This is a genomic window from Aliiroseovarius lamellibrachiae, assembly GCF_018599245.1.
Lineage (GTDB): Bacteria > Pseudomonadota > Alphaproteobacteria > Rhodobacterales > Rhodobacteraceae > Aliiroseovarius > Aliiroseovarius lamellibrachiae.
In genome coordinates this window covers 71,215-92,122 of record NZ_JAHEVJ010000001.1, presented here as the reverse complement: position 1 = coordinate 92,122, position 20,908 = coordinate 71,215, and the positions used below count along the sequence as shown (strand labels likewise).

Annotated in this window: 22 protein-coding genes; 9 read left to right on the top strand and 13 right to left on the bottom strand. The window is 58.2% G+C overall.

All coding sequences use genetic code 11. From position 1 onward, the window contains the following. Positions 1-60 precede the first annotated feature (60 nt). From KKW20_RS00530 to KKW20_RS00505, 6 genes are all read right to left on the bottom strand, one after another. A complete protein-coding gene (locus KKW20_RS00530) occupies positions 61-534 on the bottom strand; it encodes a DUF2269 family protein (protein ID WP_214565193.1) in 474 nt (157 codons plus the stop codon). Further along, positions 534-1,829 carry an SDR family oxidoreductase gene (locus tag KKW20_RS00525; RefSeq protein ID WP_214565190.1) on the bottom strand — a complete coding sequence of 432 codons (1,296 nt, stop codon included), beginning with the start codon at positions 1,827-1,829 and terminating at the stop codon, positions 534-536. The genes KKW20_RS00530 and KKW20_RS00525 overlap by 1 nt, the downstream gene beginning before the upstream one ends. Continuing rightward, positions 1,826-4,603: a DUF2339 domain-containing protein gene (locus KKW20_RS00520; RefSeq protein ID WP_214565188.1), complete on the bottom strand. Its 2,778-nt coding sequence runs from the start codon at positions 4,601-4,603 to the stop codon at positions 1,826-1,828. The genes KKW20_RS00525 and KKW20_RS00520 overlap by 4 nt, the downstream gene beginning before the upstream one ends. Positions 4,604-4,696: 93 nt before the next feature. Beyond that, positions 4,697-5,710, bottom strand: a complete 1,014-nt coding sequence (locus KKW20_RS00515) for a YcjF family protein (protein WP_214565186.1) — start codon at positions 5,708-5,710, stop codon at positions 4,697-4,699. Continuing rightward, complete coding sequence (locus KKW20_RS00510; protein ID WP_214565184.1) at positions 5,707-6,144, bottom strand: GNAT family N-acetyltransferase; 438 nt, start codon at positions 6,142-6,144, stop codon at positions 5,707-5,709. Before KKW20_RS00510 ends, KKW20_RS00515 begins: the two co-directional genes overlap by 4 nt. Continuing rightward, a complete protein-coding gene (locus KKW20_RS00505; protein WP_214565183.1) occupies positions 6,141-7,556 on the bottom strand; it encodes a YcjX family GTP-binding protein in 1,416 nt (471 codons plus the stop codon). The genes KKW20_RS00510 and KKW20_RS00505 overlap by 4 nt, the downstream gene beginning before the upstream one ends. Before the next feature lie 160 nt (positions 7,557-7,716). On the opposite strand from KKW20_RS00505, the gene truA reads away from it, so the two are divergent. Next, entirely contained in the window at positions 7,717-8,496 is a 780-nt protein-coding gene (gene truA / locus KKW20_RS00500; RefSeq protein ID WP_214565181.1) for a tRNA pseudouridine(38-40) synthase TruA, read from the top strand. Between the two features lie 99 nt (positions 8,497-8,595). Here the strand turns inward: truA and KKW20_RS00495 are convergent, their stop codons facing one another. Then, on the bottom strand, positions 8,596-9,720 hold the full coding sequence (locus tag KKW20_RS00495) for a DNA alkylation repair protein (protein ID WP_214565179.1): 1,125 nt from the start codon (positions 9,718-9,720) through the stop codon (positions 8,596-8,598). A 202-nt stretch (positions 9,721-9,922) separates the two neighbouring features. On the opposite strand from KKW20_RS00495, the gene parE reads away from it, so the two are divergent. Together parE and KKW20_RS00485 are read left to right on the top strand one after the other, a co-directional pair. Then, positions 9,923-11,878 carry a DNA topoisomerase IV subunit B gene (parE, locus tag KKW20_RS00490; RefSeq protein WP_214565177.1) on the top strand — a complete coding sequence of 652 codons (1,956 nt, stop codon included), beginning with the start codon at positions 9,923-9,925 and terminating at the stop codon, positions 11,876-11,878. A gap of 27 nt (positions 11,879-11,905) precedes the next feature. Then, positions 11,906-12,451 carry a hypothetical protein gene (locus KKW20_RS00485; protein ID WP_214565175.1) on the top strand — a complete coding sequence of 182 codons (546 nt, stop codon included), beginning with the start codon at positions 11,906-11,908 and terminating at the stop codon, positions 12,449-12,451. A 151-nt stretch (positions 12,452-12,602) separates the two neighbouring features. On the opposite strand, the gene KKW20_RS00480 is transcribed toward KKW20_RS00485, so the two are convergent. The 3 genes from KKW20_RS00480 to KKW20_RS00470 all read right to left on the bottom strand — a co-directional run bounded on the left by KKW20_RS00480 (position 12,603) and on the right by KKW20_RS00470 (position 15,230). Then, positions 12,603-13,241: a DUF3047 domain-containing protein gene (locus KKW20_RS00480; protein WP_246534371.1), complete on the bottom strand. Its 639-nt coding sequence runs from the start codon at positions 13,239-13,241 to the stop codon at positions 12,603-12,605. 71 nt (positions 13,242-13,312) lie between these two features. Further along, on the bottom strand, positions 13,313-13,990 hold the full coding sequence (locus KKW20_RS00475; protein ID WP_214565173.1) for an ABC transporter ATP-binding protein: 678 nt from the start codon (positions 13,988-13,990) through the stop codon (positions 13,313-13,315). Next, positions 13,983-15,230, bottom strand: a complete 1,248-nt coding sequence (locus KKW20_RS00470) for a lipoprotein-releasing ABC transporter permease subunit (protein WP_214565998.1) — start codon at positions 15,228-15,230, stop codon at positions 13,983-13,985. The genes KKW20_RS00475 and KKW20_RS00470 overlap by 8 nt, the downstream gene beginning before the upstream one ends. 373 nt (positions 15,231-15,603) lie before the next feature. Between KKW20_RS00470 and KKW20_RS00465 the strand changes: the two genes are divergently transcribed. From KKW20_RS00465 to KKW20_RS00445, 5 genes are all read left to right on the top strand, one after another. Then, complete coding sequence (locus tag KKW20_RS00465) at positions 15,604-16,107, top strand: type III secretion system chaperone family protein (RefSeq protein WP_214565172.1); 504 nt, start codon at positions 15,604-15,606, stop codon at positions 16,105-16,107. Between the two features lie 3 nt (positions 16,108-16,110). Continuing rightward, positions 16,111-16,311, top strand: a complete 201-nt coding sequence (locus KKW20_RS00460; protein ID WP_214565171.1) for a hypothetical protein — start codon at positions 16,111-16,113, stop codon at positions 16,309-16,311. 90 nt (positions 16,312-16,401) lie between these two features. After that, positions 16,402-17,220: a pyrroline-5-carboxylate reductase gene (proC, locus tag KKW20_RS00455; RefSeq protein ID WP_214565170.1), complete on the top strand. Its 819-nt coding sequence runs from the start codon at positions 16,402-16,404 to the stop codon at positions 17,218-17,220. Beyond that, complete coding sequence (locus KKW20_RS00450; RefSeq protein WP_214565169.1) at positions 17,213-17,563, top strand: tRNA-binding protein; 351 nt, start codon at positions 17,213-17,215, stop codon at positions 17,561-17,563. The genes proC and KKW20_RS00450 overlap by 8 nt, the downstream gene beginning before the upstream one ends. Further along, positions 17,563-18,513 (top strand): 2-hydroxyacid dehydrogenase, encoded by a 951-nt coding sequence (locus KKW20_RS00445; RefSeq protein ID WP_214565168.1) that lies wholly within the window; start codon positions 17,563-17,565, stop codon positions 18,511-18,513. Before KKW20_RS00450 ends, KKW20_RS00445 begins: the two co-directional genes overlap by 1 nt. A gap of 31 nt (positions 18,514-18,544) precedes the next feature. Here KKW20_RS00445 and KKW20_RS00440 read toward each other — a convergent pair whose 3' ends face one another. Beyond that, positions 18,545-19,129 (bottom strand): thymidine kinase, encoded by a 585-nt coding sequence (locus KKW20_RS00440; protein WP_214565167.1) that lies wholly within the window; start codon positions 19,127-19,129, stop codon positions 18,545-18,547. 410 nt (positions 19,130-19,539) lie between these two features. Between KKW20_RS00440 and KKW20_RS00435 the strand changes: the two genes are divergently transcribed. Further along, positions 19,540-19,995 (top strand): hypothetical protein, encoded by a 456-nt coding sequence (locus KKW20_RS00435; RefSeq protein WP_214565166.1) that lies wholly within the window; start codon positions 19,540-19,542, stop codon positions 19,993-19,995. Positions 19,996-20,014: 19 nt separating this feature from the next. Here the strand turns inward: KKW20_RS00435 and KKW20_RS00430 are convergent, their stop codons facing one another. Next, positions 20,015-20,368 carry a diacylglycerol kinase gene (locus tag KKW20_RS00430; protein ID WP_214565164.1) on the bottom strand — a complete coding sequence of 118 codons (354 nt, stop codon included), beginning with the start codon at positions 20,366-20,368 and terminating at the stop codon, positions 20,015-20,017. A gap of 1 nt (position 20,369) precedes the next feature. Further along, on the bottom strand, positions 20,370-20,723 hold the full coding sequence (locus KKW20_RS00425; protein WP_214565997.1) for a YigZ family protein: 354 nt from the start codon (positions 20,721-20,723) through the stop codon (positions 20,370-20,372). Positions 20,724-20,908 lie beyond the last annotated feature (185 nt).

Sequence of the window (20,908 nt, the reverse complement as noted above, 5' to 3'; positions counted from 1 at the left end):
CTTCCTCTTTCCAGAAATATCCCCGGGTGAGCGAGCTTGTCTCGCGAGGGGCAGCGCCCCTTACCAAATCTCAGGACGGGCAATCATCACCCAAAAAATCGCCAGCATCGCCGCAAAAGCCGGAAAGCCGAAGGCAAACCAGATCCGGTAAAGGCGGTGATAACGGGGCGGAAGGGGGGTGTTCTCAATGGTTGCGATACGCGCCAAATCCCGCAGTTGAATTTGGATCCAGACCACCGGAAGCCAAAACACACCAACAAAGACGTAAAGCGCAATCCCCGTCAGGATCCAGCTCTCACTCAGATCCCAACCTATTTCCAACGCCAAAAGTACCCCGATCATGGGTTGGACAATGGCGGCGGTAGCGGTGAACAGCGTATCGGCAATCACCACAATTCCAGCCACATGCGCGATCACCGCCGGGTTGCGCGAGCGTTGCGCCATCACCATGAAAAACGCGATGCCTGCCCCCGTGCCCATCAACACGGTTGCGCCCAGGATATGCGCCCAGCGCAGGACCAATAACCACTCCATCAGCGACGCTCCAATATCATGTGAAGGGCAAGGGCCGCGAGGGTCGCTGGCAGGATTTTCACAAGCGGCCCAAGGGGATCGAGCCAAAGAGCGGGGGTCACAACGCTGGCAGAGACAAGATACATCACGCTGACGGAAATCATGCCCAGACAGGCGGGTCTTGCCCATATACGCCACATCACAGCCAGTCCCAAAATGATGTCCACAACGGCCCAAAACAGCACCGACGCCAGCGCCAACCCTTTGGGCCACCCAACTTGGATCAACACCTCAGAGGCAGGTGTTAAAGACCACATACCGATCAGCCCAGAGGCGATCCAAAAAAGCGCCAACCCCAGCACCATAAGGGGCATCAGCAGGCCCGCGCGCGCCTGCAATCTATGCTCTGCCCCCGCAGGAAGCGACGCCAGGGTCGCGGCAATTCCCATCAAGGGCTTGCCAAACTCCGCATAGGGTTTCGGATCACCACGCACGCCTTCCGCCAGCACTTTGATCGCGGATGAGCGCAGCGGAGATCGCCACCCAAGCTGTCCCAATCCATCGGCCATTTTGCCCACAAGAGGCAACAGAACGCGCGGCATTGGGATGGTAAAGCGGGCGGGCGCAAACCCTAGCCACATGCGATGGGCGGCGACCACGTTTGACAGGCTGTGCGGGGTATCTTCGACAAGGTCAAACGCACGGCCAGGCGGTAATGTTCCGTCCAAGGCCTCATGCACCACACGGGCCAGATCTGTCGCGGCGAGCGTTTGAATTTGGGCGTTTCCCATCGCAATGGGTTGCACAAATGGCACCGCCGCCAATTGCCGGATCAGGGCCGTGCCGCCGTAAGCTTGCTGTGCGATCACCAATCCGGGTCGCAAGATCCACACGGGCGCACCAGAGGCCAAAAGCGCCGCGTCCCCCGCCGCTTTTGACCGGAAAAACGCGGTGTTTGCATCCGCTGAGACCCCGGCAGCTGAGATTTGGACGATGCTAACATCACGTTTCGCCGCGTGTTCGGACAGGGCCGCCAGCATATCGTGATGTACGGCATTCAGATCATCCGCGTCGCCATCCTGCAACGCGCCTGCGCAATTCACCACGGCGTCAATATCTTGCAACAACGGCTGCCACGCGGGTGCTGCGGTCAGGTCACGCAGGTCTTTGATCTGCCACACCAGATCCGGAAAGGCGCGCAAGGCGGTGGCGCGATCCCGGCCGAGCCCGGTAACCTCATGCCCGCACGCCAGCAGATCACGCACGACCTCGGCCCCGATCAGCCCGTAGGCGCCCAGAACCAGAACCCGTTTCATGGGGTCTTGCCTTGATCCGTTCTCCCCGTCTGTGACTGCATCGCGGCCCAACGATTGAGCCACGCCAGCCCCGCAAGCGACAGGCCCAGAGCAAGGAAAGAGAACACGCGCATCAGCCCATCAAGGCCGGAAATATCCACCAAGAACACCTTGGCGACCGTCAGCGCAATCGCCCCCATCGCAACGCGGCGCAAAAGATCAGATCGGCGTGCAATGGCTTGATAAAGAAGCGCCGCCCCCAAGGCCAACATGGCCACGGTGTAGGTGTAAAGCTCTGGCTGCAGCATCGGCTCGCGCGCAAGATAAGCGCCGCGCCAGAAATGCGCGATGCTGGTGATGCCCCACAAAAGCGACAGACCCGCCGCAGCACCGCCCAAACCAAGGCGCAGTTTTGCTGGCAGATGTGGCATTTTCCATGCCACCGCGCCGAACAAGGCCGCAGGCAAAAGATAAGCAATCGCCAGTGTGTTCACCAGCGGCCAACCCAGAATTTGCGCGTTGTAATCCACCAAGGGGAAGCCAAGGATCAAGGCGACCAACAGGGTGCCAACACCGCCCAAGGCAAACAGCCCGCCCAGCGCCATACGTACCTTGCGCATAAAGCCCGGCAGTTTCATCCGCCACGCCTGAACCGAAGCGGACAGCAGCCAAACCATCGCAATCAACGTCACATTCCAATGGGTGTCACCGCTCACATTCAGCGTGTCCAACCACCGGCGCAGCATCATCATCACAAACACAGCAAACAGCGACACCACCGCGCTTTCCAGTGTGATCAGGGCGTTTTTGCGGTTGCGATCTTGCCCCAAAACCCACGCGGCGGCCAGCGCGCCCAAGGTGACACCATAGGTGGCGACAACCTCAAGCAGCGGACCATATTCATGCCATGTCACGCCCAGAATGAACAACAGCGTGCCCGACACCAAGATGGTGCCGACGACGGCGAACCAGCTGAGCAAAGGCAGATCAAACCGGCGGTCAATCACCACCGAGGCCAGCACCGTCAACGCCAAAGCCACCGTCAGGCCAGAGCTCGGCAACACCAGCGCCATCGCATAGCTGATCAACCCAAGCGCAGAGATCAGCACCAAAGACAGGCGCATCCGGTCCGCATCATTTGCTCGCGCAAAGCGTTCGACTTTGACCACCATCAGCGCGGCCAAAGCAATGGCCACAACGGCCCATTCAAAATCGCCCATAAAGCTGGATGGCATCCAGAAGATATCGAGCGCGATCATTGCAGCAGGCGCCATAAGCGCCGCCGCCAAGGCCCAGACCCGTGGGTGTTTGGCTGATGTCAGGCTGCGCCATGTGGCGATCACACCAAGCAGTGCGGCCATGCCGACCAACCAGACAGGGGTCCAGAATTGCGTGTTCCCACTGCCCTCAATCGCATCCACATCCGACAGTCGATAAACACTGCCGTAATTGGTCGCCTCAACCCAGATCAGCGCAATGAGACCCAAAGAGGGGAGCAGCGGCAAATCCTCCATCGCGTCCGAAGATTTGGCCCAGATTGCCATGCCCGCGGACAGCGCTGTCATGGCAAAGGCAGATAACCAAAACGCCGCCGCACCCTCTTGCGAGCTGGCCAAAAGCCACAGCACGGACCCCGCCATTGCGGCGTGCAACAGCATCATGCGGCGTGGCCAGTTTTTGGGATCAACGCGCTGCGCAATGCTGTCCATCAATCCGCGCCCCGGCAACGCGGGGACCAACCGCCAGCCCATCACAATCAGGGCCGCAAACGGCATGATCAGCGCAAAGGCAATCACCCACTCCACACGGGCATCCGCCACGACAACAAGCGGTGCAATCAGGATATATCCCAGCCCGAGCGACAGCACAGACAGCCATTTCCATTGCCGATACGTATCAATCGCCAGCCCAACCAGCGTGATAATGGCAAGATAGCCCACCACCGGCGACGCATCGCTGTTTCCACCCAGCAAAAACGGCGTCACAAAGGCGCCAACGATCCCGACAGCCGCCAACAAGGGCCCGGTCAGCCAACCAAGCACAATGGCACCACCCGCCACACATAAAAGCCCGGCAAATGTCGTTGTCGGCCCGATCAGCCCGTACATATGGCGCGCGGCCAAGATGCCCGCAAACAGCGTGACGATGCCGGCGCCAGAAAAGACCGACGGCAAAAACGCAACCGGGCTGTTTTCATCATCGCCCCAACGTTTGCGCATATATTCGCCGCCCCCGACCAAGGCGGCCCCAAACGCGAGCGAGGCCAGCACCCGCGCAAATGGTGGCAACAGACCGTTTTCGATGCCGTATTGTACCATGAAAATTCCGGCCAAAGCCAAGGACACAGCGGCCACGGCATAGACCCAGTTTTGCACAATCCAGGCGACAAATTTGTCAAAGGGCAACTCGGTTTTCACGGCACGCGGTGTGGGCGCCGTGGGGGTTTTGGCAGGAGGGGTCTTTGTCGGTGTTGATGTTGTGGCGTTGGAAGAGGGGCTTGATTGCCATGGATTACTCGCAGGGGCCAAAGCGCGCGCATTCGGCGTCTTCGTCTCCTTGGGCCGGGCATCCTTGGCCTCTGCCTCGGTACGCCGAGTTGCGCCTGCCGCTGCATCAGGTTCAGCCGGCGACGATATCCGCTCACCTGAGGCCAGTCGGGCTTCTGCGTCCGACAATCGGCGTTTCACCCCATCAAGGTCGCGCTTTTGATTGCCCCCTTGGATCAACAAATAGATGACGCCGATCGGCAGACCCAATCCGTAAAGCCCCGCCAACAATACCAAAAACGCATCCATCATCCACTCCTAACACGACTTGCAGCAGAGTATGCGCAGATGGACGGGAAAGGCCATAGGGGAATACCTGACCCTTTTTCCGCGCCGGAAGTATCAGTCCTTTGCGCCAAACAATCCGGTCAGCGCCCGCTTGACGATCTGCGTGACCGAGGGGCGAGAGGTGGCCACAAAGGGGATCGGGCGACACACTTCGATCGCCGCAACGCCAACGCGCGCGGTCAACGCACCGTTCACCACGCCTTCGCCGAACCGGCGCGACAGTTTTGAAAGGACACCGCCGCCGGCCAATGATCCCAACAGATCATCACCCACCGCCACGGCCCCCGTCGCCACAAGATGTGTCATCACAGCGCGCATCAATCGCCAGCTGCCAAAGGTGCCTGCGCGGCCGCCGTAAATTTCCGCCACCCGGCGGATCATTCGGATGTTTGACGTCAGCGCCGCGGCCACATCGGCCAGCGCGATGGGCACAATGGCCGTAACTGTGGCCACCTGACGCGCTGCGGCCTCAACCTCGCGCAGCGCCGCTTGATCCAAGGGGACCATCAATTCCCCCTCGGCCATTCCCAGGAGCGCATCCGCGTCAAAGGCATCTGGCTTGCGTTCGGCAAGGCGGGTCAGGCCCCATTTCAATTCCGCCCGACCGGCGTAAAACCGTTCAACCTTTGCCACAACCGACCGCGCTTCGCCCAGATCTTGGTGGGTCAACGCCCGTGTCACCTCGCGTTGCAGCCCGTCCACACGGCGCAGGCGCAAAAGCGCAAAGGCTTCCTTCAGCGCAAGCGCCAGAAGCACCAGCAAAAACGCACCCAAAAGCGCCATAGCCCCCATGCCAAGATAGGGATTGCGCGCGATCAGCCCGGTCACAAAATCATACGCCGCGACCGACAGGACAAATCCCGCCAGAGACACCAGAAGCCCCCAGAACCAACGCCCCAACCGTGAAGGGCGCCGCGCGGTGATGGCCACAACGCTTTGCATCGCGGCCCCGGTGGGCGTCGGCTGGTCCAGTTCCGGCACAGGTGGTGCATCCGCTGGATTAGCGGCTTTCTCATCCTCCAGCTCAAACAATACCGGGCCCTTTGCGGGTGCGTTAAGATCCGTCATTGCTCGAAGCTCCATTCATATCGGATATCTGGCAGACCCTCGTCGTTGCCCGCGCCATTGGTACGTCCCCGCTCAAGAAATCCTTCGCGCAGATAAAACCTTTGCGCATCTTCATTGGCGACAAATGTATATAAACCCAGCGCCTGAGTGTCAGATTTCGCCGCATCCAAAAGCAGCTTCCCAACCCCATAACGCCGCATCCCAACCGCGACATAAAGCGCGTGAACCTCGCCACCATCGCGTGCCAAGAACCCCACCAACCGCGAGCCTTGACGGGCCACAGTGACCCAGCCGCGCGACACCATCATGCGGGCAAAATACTTCTCTGCTGCGCGCGAATGCACGCGGGGCATCCAAGGTGTTGCCGCATTCCAATGGCTTAAGATATTGGCAATGGCACTGACATCATTTTGGGTCGCCGCCTCAACTTTCATAACCGATCTCCGATCAGAAATTCCGCCGCTTTATCCAGCCGGATATGCGGTGGCCCCTCGCCCGGTTTCAGGCTGACATCTGCGGGCGCAAAGCGCATGATTTGATAATCAGCATCCAACCAGTTCGCGTCCCCATTTCGCGCAGGCGACAACAGCCGCGCCGGGTCTTCGGGCAGATCACCGGGGTAAAAGGCCGCTGACTTTCCGCTGTCACGCAACCGACCCCGCACGCAATCAAGCGCGCCTCTGTTGTGATCAATTGTTTCCTCAACCGTGGTGCGCAAGGACGCAATCGACATGGCCGCCGTCTTGGCCCCGGCGAAATCCGCACGGTCGCGGGCATCGCGCAAAAGGGCCTCGGTGATGGCGGTCAGGCGGCCGTGTTGGGTATGGTGCAAATGGTCGGCTTTGGTGGCGGCAAACAAGATCCGCTCGACCCGTTTTCCCAAAAATATCTGGCTGAGAAAGGCGTTTGATCCGGGTCGAAAGGCGGTAAGGATTTCCGCCATCGCGCGGCGCAGATCCTCAAGCGCGGCTGGCCCCGCGTGAATGGCCCCAAGCACATCGACAAGCACCACCTGCCGGTCGATTTTTGCGAAGTGATTGCGGAAAAACGGTTTCACCACGCGTGATTTATAGGCCTCAAACCGGCGTTCAAATTCGCGGTACAATGACCCGCGCAGGTTCTTCTCGGGTTCGGGAAGCGGCGCGAAGGTCAGCGCGGGGCTGCCCTCCATATCGCCGGGCAGCAAAAACCGCCCCGGCGTGCAATCGGAATAGCCATCTTCACGCGCCGCTTTCAAATACTCGGCAAAGCCCGCAGCCAGCGATTTCGCCACGGGTTCGTCCAGTTTTTCCGTGCTGTCGACGTGACGCGCCTGTTCCAAAAACGCCTTAGCCTGATCACGATCTTCGATGCGGGCCAGCGTGTCACGCGCCCAATCCGCATAAGACAAATCAAGCAAACCAAGGTCCAAAAGCCATTCGCCGGGGTAATCCACGATGTCCAAATGCACCGTGCGCGGGCCGCGCAGCCCGCCAAGCATCCCGCCCGGTTGCACCCGAAACGACAGGCGCAATTCAGATGTGGCGCGGGTTGAGGCGGGCCATTTCGGGTTCGGACCAGTCATGGCCGCCAGATGGGTTTCATAGTCGAAACGCGGCACGGTATCGTCAGGCTGGGGCTGCAAAAACGCGGTTTGGATGCGCCCATCGCTGGCGGCAATCAGCGACGGCATCCGCCCCCGGTTCATCAGGTTCGCCACAAGCGAGGTGATAAACACCGTTTTGCCCGCACGCGACAGCCCGGTCACGCCCAGGCGGATCACAGGTTCAAACAACGCCTCGCTGGTGGCGTCGCCCATCGCCTCTATCTGACGCGAGATACTGTCTGCGATGTCGCCAAGCCCCACGGTGCTCTCCTTTTTTCTACGGTGAAGATATGGGCGCGCGGCGGGTTTCGCTAGGGGGGATGCGCGCTTTCCTTGCGGGGAGAGACCGCGCGCGGGTCCCCTCTCCCCCTCCCTTGTGTCCCCCCTTGTCGCGCACGCGCACATTCGCTATTGCGGCGCTATGCCCAGATACGCATTGAAAATCGACTATCACGGTGCCGGACTTGCCGGTTGGCAACGCCAAAATGATCGCCCCTCGGTGCAGGGCGCGATTGAGGCGGCTTTGGCCAAACTGGAACCGCGCGCGCATAATATCGCCGCCGCCGGGCGCACGGATGCGGGCGTGCATGCCTTTGCCCAAGTGGCCCATTGCGATATGGAGCGGGATTGGACGCCCTTTCGCCTGTCAGAAGCGTTGAATTTTCATCTGCGCGAAGACCGTGTGGGCATTGTTGATTGTGTGCAGGCCCCGGATGAGTTTCACGCGCGGTTTTCTGCACGGGAACGCCGGTATATGTTTCGCCTGATCAGCCGCCGCGCACCGTTGACCCATGATCTGGGATTGGCGTGGCATGTGAAATATCCACTGGATGCGCAGTTGATGCAGGACGGCGCGGATCGCCTGATTGGCCAACATGATTTCACCACCTTCCGATCCACCATTTGTCAGGCGCAAAGCCCGGTGAAAACGCTGGATGAGTTGCGGATTGAGGAAATCACCCGCCCCAATGAGACCGAGTTTCGGTTCCATGTCCGCGCGCGGTCGTTTTTGCACAACCAAGTCCGGTCTTTTGTTGGCACGCTTGAACGGGTTGGCACCGGGGCGATGACCCCGGATGACGTGACCAAAGCGCTTGAAGCGCGCAGCCGCGCCGCCTGCGGCCCTGTTTGTCCGCCACACGGGTTGTACCTTGCGGGTGTGACCTATCCGGATGATCCGTTCGTGCGGGATGGGGAGTAAGGTCGGCTGAGTTTTGTATGGCGATCTAAATGTCGGCTGAGCGAACTTAAGGACGTTCAATCCCCAAAAACTGACGGGTTCCACGCCCACTTTCGCCAATCAAACCAGCTCAAACCCCACCTGCCCCATCGCCCGGCCATTGATTTGAACCGTCAGCTGATGCGCCCCCGGATACAGCCGGAACGTGGTGGCGTTTCCTTTGAAAAGATGCGCTTTGGTAATGCGGAGGGTTTGGCCTGCTTTCAAGTCAGCCTGTTTGATCTTAAAGACTTTCTCCGACAGTTTTCCGCCAGATCGCTGAAACTGGATCACATAGTCAATGATCAGCGCCTCATCCCGTTCGGCGGTGACGTCAAAGGCAAACTCCAGCTTTGTATCAATCGCCACTTTCCCGTCCGTGGGGGTGATCGCAATGGGGCCGATACTGACCTTGGCGTCGGCGCGAAAGCCCAACAGCTCCAACGCGCCAGCGTGGCCTTGTTTGACCAATGTGCGACAGGCGTGGCGGGTCATCCATGCCATTTCTTTGGTGTCTTGCCGCCCCTCTTTTTGCCAACGGCGCAGGGTGCTGACCACCAGATCCGGGTCGGATTTCGCGATATCATTCAGATGGTTGGCCACCGACCGGGTCACATAGCGGGTTTTGTCGGCGTAGAGTTGATCCAAGATCGGGATCGTGTCAGCAACAGCCCAGCGGATCCGTTCGCCCCACGGCACCAATGGACGCGACCCTTCGCTGGCCAAGCGGCGCACATGATAATTTTCGTCCCGCGCCCAGCCCATCAGCACGTCAAACATATGATCTTTATGCTCTATCAAAAACGGGCGGATCGCGAACTCCATCGAAAATCGTTGGGTCAGCGCATGTAACAGCGGGGGGGAGAGATCCAGCCGATCCAGCCCATGGCTCGCCACATATTGCCCAAAGGGGTCGATGATAAAATCACCGAAATCATCATCGGTGAGCGTCGGATCCAAAGCCGGCGGCAGCGCTTGATGGATCAGCGCGGCGGAGGTTTCGAAATCGTCGGGCAAATGGCGCGCCATTACCTCGGCAATCCAGGAAATTCGCGCCTTCAGCTCCAATTCCAACAGGCGTGCCATCACATCGCGTTGAAACTGATCCGCATCAAACCCCGGCACGACGGGGGCAAGCCACCCGGCCAACAACCGCACCTTGTCAGCATTGATCAATTGATCTTTCAAACTAAAACTCTCGGCCACGGCATGCCCCCACGCGTAATGTTCATGATTTACCCCACATTACCCATCCCCACGCGCCACACAACGAAATAGTCCTCTCGCCTTCCTATCAACGCGCAAAGTTATGCACAGGTAATTGAGCGTGGGGGCTTCCCCCTGCCCCGCGCCTCGGCCATAATGTGTCACCAAAGAGCAAGAGCAGCAGTTTCAGGGCGGCATATACATGAGCGAAGATCTTTTGGCAGGTCACGGCCAAGACACCTATGATGCATCCTCTATCGAAGTGTTGGAGGATATGGAACATGTCCGCCTGCGCCCCGGCATGTATATCGGCGGCAAAGACGACCGCGCGCTGCATCACATGGTGGCCGAAATCGTCGACAACTCGATGGACGAAGCGGTGGCCGGCTATGCCACTTGGATTGAGATTGAGCTGCATGAAAACGGCCATGTGTCAGTGCGCGACAATGGGCGTGGCATTCCCACGGACCCCCACCCCAAAGACCCCAGCAAATCCGCGCTGGAAATCATTTTTTGCACGCTGAATGCGGGCGGTAAATTTTCGGGCGACAGCTATCAAACATCTGGTGGTTTGCACGGTGTTGGCTCCTCCGTTGTGAACGCGCTGTCGGATCACCTGCGCGTCGAAGTGGCCCGTAATAAAGAACTGTTCGCGCTGGAATTTGCCCGCGGCGTACCACAAGGCAAGCTGGAAAAAATCGGCGCGGCCCCCAACCGGCGTGGCACCGCCGTCACCTTTCACCCGGACCCGGAAATCTTTGGTTCACTGAAACTAAAACCCGCACGTCTGTTTAAAATGGCGCGCTCCAAGGCGTATCTGTTTTCGGGCGTCGAAATCCGCTGGAAAACCGGCATCAGCGATGGCGAAACCCCGACTGAGGCAAAGTTTCACTTTCCCGGCGGTCTTGCCGACTATCTGACAGAGGTCATGTCCGGCGCGACCACCTATGCCGACCACCCCTTCACCGGATCCGTGTCGTTTGAAAAATTTAACGCGCCGGGCAAAGTCGAATGGGCGATCAACTGGACCCCAACCCGCGACGGGTTCATCCAGTCCTATTGCAACACCGTGCCCACCCCCGAAGGCGGCACCCATGAGGCCGGATTTTGGGCCGCCATCTTAAAGGGCATCAAGGCGTATGGCGAGCTGGTGAACAACAAAAAAGCCACCACCATCACCCGCGAAGACCTGTCCACAGGCGCGGGCGCTTTGGTCAGCTGCTTCATTCGCGAGCCGGAATTTGTTGGCCAGACCAAAGACAGGCTGGCCACCACCGAAGCCCAGCGCATGGTGGAAAACTCGGTCCGCGACCATTTCGACAACTGGCTGGCCTCTGACACAAAATCCGCGGGCGCCATCCTGGACTTTCTCGTGCTGCGCGCCGAGGAACGCCTGAAACGTCGTCAGGAAAAAGAAACCCAGCGTAAAACCGCCACGAAAAAGCTGCGCCTGCCCGGTAAGCTGGTCGATTGTTCCGCAACCAACCGCGAGGGGACCGAGCTGTTCATCGTCGAGGGCGACTCGGCTGGTGGCTCCGCCAAAATGGCGCGAAACCGCAAGACACAGGCGCTGTTGCCGCTGCGCGGTAAAATCCTCAACGTGCTGGGGGCGGCGTCGTCCAAATTGGGTACAAACGCCGAGATCAGCGACCTGACCCAAGCGCTTGGCGTGGGGCTGGGCACCCGGTTTAACGTCGATGACCTGCGTTATGAAAAGGTCATCATCATGACCGATGCGGATGTTGACGGCGCGCATATCGCCGCGCTTTTGATGACGTTTTTCTTCACCCAAATGCGCCCGATGATTGATGCGGGCCACTTATACTTGGCCTGCCCGCCGCTGTTTCGCCTGACCCAAGGGGCCAAGCGGATTTATTGCATTGACGAGGCAGAGCGCGACGAATGGCTTGAAAAAGGCATTGGTGGCAAAGGCAAAATCGACGTGAGCCGCTTCAAGGGGCTTGGAGAAATGGACGCCAAGGATCTGAAAGAAACCACGATGGATCCCACCTCGCGCACCTTGATCAGGGTGACAATTGACGAGGACGAACCGGGCGAAACCGCGACATTGGTAGAACAACTGATGGGCAAAAAACCCGAGCTGCGGTTCCAGTATATTCAGGAGAACGCCAAGTTCGCTGAGGATTTGGATGTTTGAGATATGTTTTAGTCTAGGTGCGGTTAATTGCTGGCAATTCTATTAGACCATCACAACTTAAAGAGTGCGAGAAGGGCCGCATTGGCGTCATCCTTCATAACTTTGGCAATCCCACAACTACAGACCAGTGGTGACGGATTGCAAATATTGGGGCTTACGTTCCACCTTTCTCAACAAAACATTGCACAAACTTCATGGCTGATTAGCACATACTTTTTTATGATTTTTTTCGGATTTATTTTTTCACGTTCCATTGCAAGCATTAACGCCTACCTAACTGAGAGAGCCGAGGGAAAAGTCCAACAATCTTATGACAACGCACATAGTGCTGATGTCGATCCAAATCCACATAGCGCGGATGCAGACAGTGGATACGACGAGCCATACTGGCGTCAGCATTATAAATATGCGAACAAAATTGAGCGCATGAGTTCTATTCGAACAAAACTAGCAACCGGCACCTTGATAACCATTTCTGCGTTTGTTGAATTTGGAGCAGCGCTTGCCATTTCTAGCTGCGCTGTGTTTTTCCCCGCGGCTATTTCCGCTTGGCTGTTTGGAGTAGTTACATAGATTAACCCAGCACGGGCCACGCCCGACCCTCCCCACGGGAGGGCGTTTTGCGACGGTTCAGCATACGATATGGTTTGGATTTTGTAAGGGGGTGCCACACGAAAACGATTCGTGACGCCCACCCAGGGTCTGGCGTGACCCTCGGTTGCGCTTAGTTCAGCGACAACCCCTCAATCGCCCCAACCATCTCCACATCCGTATCATCACTGTCCGCTGACAATGCAAGTGCCACCAAGGCCCCCGGCTCCGCGCCAAACGCACGTTTATAATCAGCGACAAGGTTGATATTTTCCGCGTGGCGACCACTCCCCGATGGGCGCAAAACCACAGTTTTTCCCCGCGCGCCGAGGTAAGGCGAGGCCAGCAGGTCGCCGCGCTTATGCGCGCCGCCATGCACATATACCAACACGCGGCCATCTGGATTTTTCAAAAGCTTCCGTAATGAGGACCGCCCCGCCTCCGCCGCTTGATCCTTGGGCAGAAACGCAAAATACAGCGCCAGGTTCCGGTCGTCCCCGCCCTTTTGGCGCAGGTCCGTGGCGGGCACCGAACGGTCCACTTGCCACGTCCATTTGGCACCCTGCGCGTCCCATTCGGACGTTGGCAAGATCTTATAGGTGATCGACACAGAGCCATCCGCCACCACCCCCATCCGACCCGGCGTGCCATCAAAGCTGACGCGTGAGAAGAACGAGGCAAACCAATGGGTCTTCCAGTCGGCAAAGCTGATCGGCCCGGCGTTGGCAGGGGCGGTCAGCAGCACAAGGGCAATCAAAACATGTTTCATCATACCCTTGGCATATCAGGCCAAGAACACCGTTCAACCACCTCGCGCGGGGTTCACGCAAACGTCAGAGGATGTCAGGTGATCAACCCGTTGTCCAAGTGCAAAATCCGGTCCATGCGGGCCGCAAGCTCCATGTTGTGCGTCGCGATGAGGGCGGAAAGCCCGGTGTCGCGCACCAGCTCCACCAACGCCTCAAACACCGTGTCAGACGTGCCGGGATCAAGGTTGCCGGTCGGTTCATCCGCCAGCAAAAGCGCGGGCTTATTGGCCAAGGCGCGGCAAAAGGCAACGCGCTGTTGTTCGCCACCAGACAGTTCCGCCGGGCGGTGGCTGGCGCGATCTGCGACCTTCACGCGCTTCATCAATTCCAGCGCATGGGCGCGGGCGATGCGGTCGGGCACACCTGCGGCAAGCTGGGGCAGCACGATGTTTTCAAGGGCCGAGAATTCCGGCAGCAGGTGGTGGAATTGATAGACAAACCCCACCTGTTCACGGCGGATTTCGGTGCGGGTGCGGTCACTTTGCGCCCCCATGTCTTTCCCGTTGATTTGCACGTTTCCCGCGTCGGCCCCATCCAGCAGCCCCGCAATGTGCAAAAGCGTGGATTTGCCCGATCCGGAGGGGGCCACCAGCGCCACAACCTCGCCGCGCGCAAGGGTCACGTCAGCCCCGCGCAACACGCAGATTTCGCCGGGGGTGCCGGGGTTAAAGGTCTTTTCAATGCCTGAAAGCGTAAGGACAGGATCACTCATATCGAAGGGCCTCTACCGGGTTCATGCGCGCGGCTTTGCGGGCGGGGAAAAGGGTGACAAGGAACGAAAGCCCAAGGGACAGGCCGACGGCGGAGGTCACGTCCCAGAACTCGAGCTTGGCCGGCAGGCGGTAAATGCCACGCACCGAAGGATCCCATGCCTCGCCGCCAGAGAACCAGTTCACCAGCGCAAAGACATTGTCGATGTTCCACGCAAACAGGCAGCCAATGATCACGCCCGCGATGGTGCCAACCACACCGGTCAGCGAGCCGCAAAGGAAAAACACCCGAAGTATTGCCCCTTCGGTCAGGCCCATCGTGCGCAGGATACCAATGTCGCGGCCTTTGTTTTTCACCAGCATGATCAGCCCTGATGTGATGTTCATTGAGGCGATCAGCACAAGCACGGACAGGATGATGAACATAACGTTATCCTCCATATCCAATGCACTTAGGAAGGCGCCGGACCGGTCGCGCCACGTCCATGTGGTTGAGGGTTCTTCGGCCGCCTGCATCAGTGGCAGCAACAGCTCATCCACCTCTTCGGGCTCTTTCACCATCACCTCGATCTCATCGGCGGTGCCTTCGCGGTTAAAGAACGCCTGCGCCTCGGCGAAGGGCAGATAGACGCGGGTGCGGTCGATGTCCCAACGGCCTGCGGTGAAGATATAGGTGACCTCATAGGCATTCACCCGAGGGCTGGTGCCGAACGCCGTTTTCACCCCATTGGGCGAGATGATTTTGATCTTGTCGCCCGTGGTCACGCCCAATTCCGCCGCCACACCGGACCCAATGGCGATGCCCTCGTTAAATCGGGAAATATCCCCCTGTTTGCTTTCGGGATTGGCGATGCGGGGGATGGTTAACAGGTCATCATAGCGGATGCCGAACACTTCGACGCCTGCGTTGCGTTGCCCTTTGTTGCCCATCACCTGACCTTTGATCAGCGGGGCTGCGCGGGTGACGCCGGGCACGGTAGAAATGCGCTCCACCCAGCCATCGAAATCGCGGATTTCGCGGGTGACCTGACCGATGTCATTCACATGGGTCTGGGCGTGCAAACTGACGTGGGAATTGGCGCCAAGGATCGTGTCGACAAATTCTTCGCGAAACCCGGTGCGCACGGCAAGCGTGATGATCAGCGCCGCCACCGCAAGTGTAATCCCGATCAGGCTGATCCACGTCATCGTGCTGACACCGCCTTCGGTGCGGCGCGCGCGCAGGTATCGCCACGCGATCATCCATTCGTATTTTGAGAAGGGCGCGGGACGCGAATAAGGGGCGGTTCGGGCCAAGGGGCTGCTCCGGTTTTGTTTTCAGGCAAACTGGGGGTTTCGCGTGCCAAGGTCAAGCAGGCGACATCCGCGCCAGCCATTTAGCGCGCAGAGATTATGGCCGGTGGATAAGCCACCTTCGCACTGTGGAGAAGCCACAGATTTCTGTGGACAAGTGAGGTTATTTCACAAGTTCCTCTTTACAGGTTAGCAGAGCGCAGGCACCATATCTAGTAAGGAAAAGGCGCAAAGACCGCCGGACCTAGTACAGGCAACAAATCCTAGTGGACCACCAAAGGGCGGGTTTTCACCGGGATCAAACCGCGAAAGGTAACGTGCCATGGCTGCCACCGAGCACTATCTCGAAGCAGAAGACCTGCATCCGATCGACATTGTTGAACATATCGCGGAACACCACGCGTGGGAATTTAACCGCGTGGCCGACGATCAAATCGCGATGGCGGTTGAGGGGCAATGGCGGACCTATTCGATCACGCTGGCTTGGTCTGATTACGATGAAACGCTGCGCCTGATTTGCACCTTTGAAATGGAACCCCCGCAAGACAAGCTGCCCAAGATTTATGAGGCGCTGAATGCGATCAACGATCAGTGTTGGAAAGGCGCGTTCACCTATTGGAACGAACAGCGCCTGATGGTGTGGCGCTACGGGCTGGCGCTGACCGGGGGGCAATTTGCCGGACCCGAACAGATCGACCATCTGATCGCCAACGCGGTCGCCACCGCTGAACGGTTCTATCCGGCGTTTCAACTGGTGGCTTGGGGCGATCAAAGCATCGAAGACGCGATGCAAATGGCCATCGCCGAGGCCTATGGTCGGGCATAAGCGATGATTTGGGTCGTCAGCCTTTTCAACATTGCCATTTTCGGCTGGACCACCTTTGAAGCGCTAACCACGATGGGCATCATTGGCCCGGCCCCGCCGGTCTTGCCTTTCACCCCGACATTTACTGTTCAGATCCTGTTTCTTCTTTGGCTCGTGGGCAATTTGATTTTATGGCTGGTCGCACGTCGATTGCGCGCGGCTTAGCCGGCTTAGACTGGGCCGAAAAAGCAAAACTCACCGTTGCACCCCCGCGATCCCCCGCCTAGTCTTTGGCCAAACGAAGGGGGACATCACATGACAATGGATGATCTGAAATCGCGCGGCTTGGTGCTGCTCGGGTGCGGTAAAATGGGGTCGGCGATGCTCAAAGGTTGGCTGAGCCAAGGGTTGCCCGCAGGGTCGGTCTGGGTGAATGATCCCTATCCCTCTGATTGGCTTAACGGGCTTGAAGACTTGAACCTAAACGCGGACCTGCCGGAAAATCCCGCCATCGTTCTGATTGCGGTCAAACCACAGATGATGGGCGACGCCCTGCCCGCAATTGCAGCCCTTGGAAATGGTGAAACCCTGTTTGTCTCGGTTGCCGCCGGCACGCCCATTTCCGCGTTTGAGGCGATCTTAGGCGATCAAAGCCCGATCATCCGCGCAATGCCCAACACGCCCGCCGCGATTTCACGCGGGATCACGGCCATTTGCGGCAATAAAAACGCCAGCACAGGCCACATGGATCTGGCGGAAAGCTTGCTTCGCGCTGTGGGTCAGGTGGTCCGGTTGGACGGCGAACATCAGATGGATGCGGTCACCGCCGTGTCCGGATCTGGCCCTGCCTATGTCTTTCATCTCATTGAAACAATGGCCGCCGCAGGCGAGGCCCAGGGCCTGCCCGCGGATCTTGCCTTGCAGCTTGCCAAAGCCACCGTCGCAGGGGCTGGTGCTTTGGCCGAAGCCGCGGATGAGACCCCCAGCCAATTGCGCATCAATGTCACCTCGCCCGCCGGCACCACCGCCGCCGCACTTGAGGTTTTGATGGATGAGGCAACCGGTTTCCCCCCCCTTCTCAACCGCGCGGTAAAAGCCGCTGCGGACCGCTCAAAGGAGTTGGCAAATGGCTGACATCACCCCGGAAATCACCTTTGATGACTTTATGAAAGTCGATATCCGCAAAGGCACCATCCTGCGCGCGGAACCCTTTCCTGAGGCGCGCAAACCGGCGATTAAAATCTGGGTGGATTTTGGACCTGAGATTGGCGAGCGCAAATCCTCGGCCCAGATCACCGAACATTACACCCCCGAGGATCTGGTCGGCAAAGAGGTCATGGGTGTCGTGAACTTTCCCCCCCGGCAAATCGGCCCTGTGATGAGCGAGGTTCTTGTGCTGGGGCTTTATGATGAAAACGGACATGTCGGGCTGATCACCCCTGACAAATCTGTCCCCAATGGCGCGCGGATGTGTTGATGAAGCTCTTTATCTCTCGCCCCTTGCCTGCGCCCGTTTTGGACCGTGCAAAGGCGGGGTTCGATGTGACCATCCGCAGCAAAACCACGGCGATGACCATGCCGGAAATGATCACGTCGCTCACCGATTATGACGTGGTTTTGCCCACGCTGGGGGATCTTTATTCTGCGGATGTTTTTGCGCAGGCTGGTGACATTCGGGCCAAAGCGCTCGCCAATTTTGGCGTGGGATATAACCATATTGATGTGGATGCTGCCAAGGCCCGTGGGCTTGTTGTCTCAAACACCCCCGGCGCGGTGACCGATGCCACGGCAGACACCGCAATGACCCTGATCCTGATGACCGCGCGACGTGCGGGCGAAGGCGAGCGCATGCTGCGTGCAGGTCAATGGGCGGGCTGGCATCCGACCCAAATGCTTGGCCTGCATGTCACCGGAAAAACCGTAGGGATCATCGGCATGGGGCGCATCGGACAAGCCATTGCGCGGCGCTGTCACTTTGGCTTTGGCATGAAGGTGGTGTTCTTTAACCGCTCGCAAAAAGACGTCGATTTCGCGGCCACGCAAATGGATAGCATCAATGAGGTCGCCGCCAGCTGTGACATCATGGTGATCGCCACACCCGGCGGGGCCGACACCACCCATTTGATCAACGCAGGCACATTTAACGCCATGCAATCCCACGCCTTTTTGATCAACATCGCGCGCGGTGAGATTGTGGATGAGACCGCTTTGATCACTGCCTTACGCTCTGGTCAGATCGCCGGGGCGGGGCTGGATGTGTATGAGTTTGAACCGAAGGTGCCAGACGCGCTGATCCAAATGGAAAACGTGACGCTGTTGCCGCATCTGGGCACCGCAACCCATGAGGTGCGCACCGATATGGGGATGCTCGCGATGGACAATGTGGAACGCTTTGCGCGCGGCGAGGGGTTGGTGACGCCTGTTTGATCAGATGCCGTTTGGCTAGCCCCCGGTTTGCTTAACCACAGTCCCCGACCGCCTCGCGCCAATGCTTGCGGCAGAGGGACACATAGGACTCGTTCCCGCCAATCTGAACCTGCGCGCCGTCGACCAATGTGCGGCCCTGATCGTCCTGACGGATCACCATGCTGGCCTTTTTACCGCAATGGCAAATGGTGCGCGCCTCGCGCATTTCATCCGCCAGCGCCAGCAATGTCGCGGACCCCGGAAACAGGTTGCCCTGAAAATCCACCCGCAGCCCATAACACATAATCGGCACGCCCAGATCATCGACCGCGCGGGCCAACTGCCACACCTGTTCGTGTTCCAGAAATTGTGCTTCATCAATGAAAATACAGGCACAGGGCCCTTGATTCAAACGCGTCTCAATCTTGGCAAACAGGTCTTCGCCGGCCTCAAATGTATCGGCTTCTGCGTCAATCCCGATCCGCGACCCAATCCGCGCGGCACCCGCCCGATGATCCAGCTTTGCGGTCATCAGATAGGTCCGCATATTGCGTTCATTGTAATTGTAAGACGCCTGAAGCAGCAGGGTCGATTTCCCCGCGTTCATCGTTGAGTAGTGGAAGTAAAGTTTCGCCATGCGAGAGAATTACGTTGCCCGCGCCAAGGGATCAACCATCAATTCGCCGCAACTTGGGAGGTAAGGATGGGGTCGACCACTCATGCCGACCCCTCTGCACAAATTTGCAGAATGGGGGCGAAACGCCGAACACAAACACCCGAGGTCCGCGGCAATAAATTGCCTTGGGGATGGAACAGACCTCATCACTCACACGCGTTCTTTGTTTCACTTTTCCCCGGATAAAAAACCGGACCTTCCCCCGCCCAAAAAACGGGCCCCCACCTGATTCAGCGCTGGGGGCGCTGAAACCGGACACTCTTGAACACTCTGTGATCATAAAAACCATTCCATTACGGTGAGATAAATGGGAAAAGGATTATGGAATTCCCCGTGGTCCGCGTATTGGACCCACGAAAAAGGTTATGAATATGGCGGGCATTGGTAGCTATTTAAAGAAACACACCGAAGCATTGGTTAAGGATGTTGGTCTTGAGGCGGCTTGCGAGCTGACCGGCAAGTCCAAGGCCACCTTGGGCCGGTATTATTCGGACAGTGACGAGCATTCGGATCGGTTCATGCCAATTGATGCTGTGGCAGCATTGGAAGAGGCATCAAGTTATCCGCATGTCACCAGCGCATTGGCGGAACTTAAGGGCATCACAATGTCCTATGATGCAGAGCGTAAGAACACCGCCTCTGGCGGCGTGAATGCGGATGTTATTGCGCTTTCTCAACGGTTTGCAATGTTGATGGCCGAATATCAGCAATCCATAGAGGATGGGATTATCACCATCAACGAAGCCAAACGCCTGCTGCGCGAGACCCTGTCTTTGCAGCATGTTTTGATCGATATGAAACTGCATCTGGAAGAAGAATCAGGCTAAGGTTTGACCCTTCTGAGCGTTATCCAAACAGGATAATCCCCCAGGCAATCCCAACAGAAATCGCCGTCAGCCCAACAAAGGCGCTGGCGGCGTCTTTGGCTCGTCCCGCCAAATCATGATGCTCTTTTGTGACCAGATCGACCGTGCGTTCAATCGCCGTGTTGACCAGTTCCGCCGCGATCACAAAGCCCCCAAGCGAGAGAATCACCGCGCGTTCAACCGGGCTTAAATCCAACGTGAAGGCGAGTGCGGCAGAAGCTAACCAAGCGTAAACCCATTGGCGCACTGACTTTTCATTGCGCCACCCGTCCAACCATCCGGCCCAAGACCAACGACAGCGATCTGCAAAGCGCGCCCATTCCCGTTTCAACATCTCAAGCATCCTTTTGGGTCAGATAATGTTCAACCGCATCCTGCACCCGGCGAAACCGATCACCGCCCAGCTTGACGCCGCCATACCAGCGCGTCACGACAACAATGTGGTTTCTAAGATCGGCGCGTTCCAACATGCGGGTGATCACCAGCCCAGCACCGCTTTCCCCATCATCGCCCTTTTGCGGACCATCCTCAAACAAAACACCCCAGGTGTTATGGGTCGCCTTCGCGAATTTCTTGTCTCGGGTCAATTGCTTAAGAAAGCTGCGCACCTCATCGCGCGAGGATACCACCCCCCCGGTGACCGCGTATTTTGATCCGCGATCGGTGAGAAATCCGGTAAATTGTGTCATCTTCATCTGCGCCATAGATCCCTTATAGGCGGCGCGCGCCTGCCCCGCTAGCCAAGCTGATAAAAGAGCCCCCGGTTTGGCTGATTTCAGGGGGAAAACGGGCGCCTTCTCCGCGCACCTGACCGCCCGGCACGGATCCCATGTCCCAGCCACGCACTCCCATCCCTGCCAGGCTTGCCACAGGG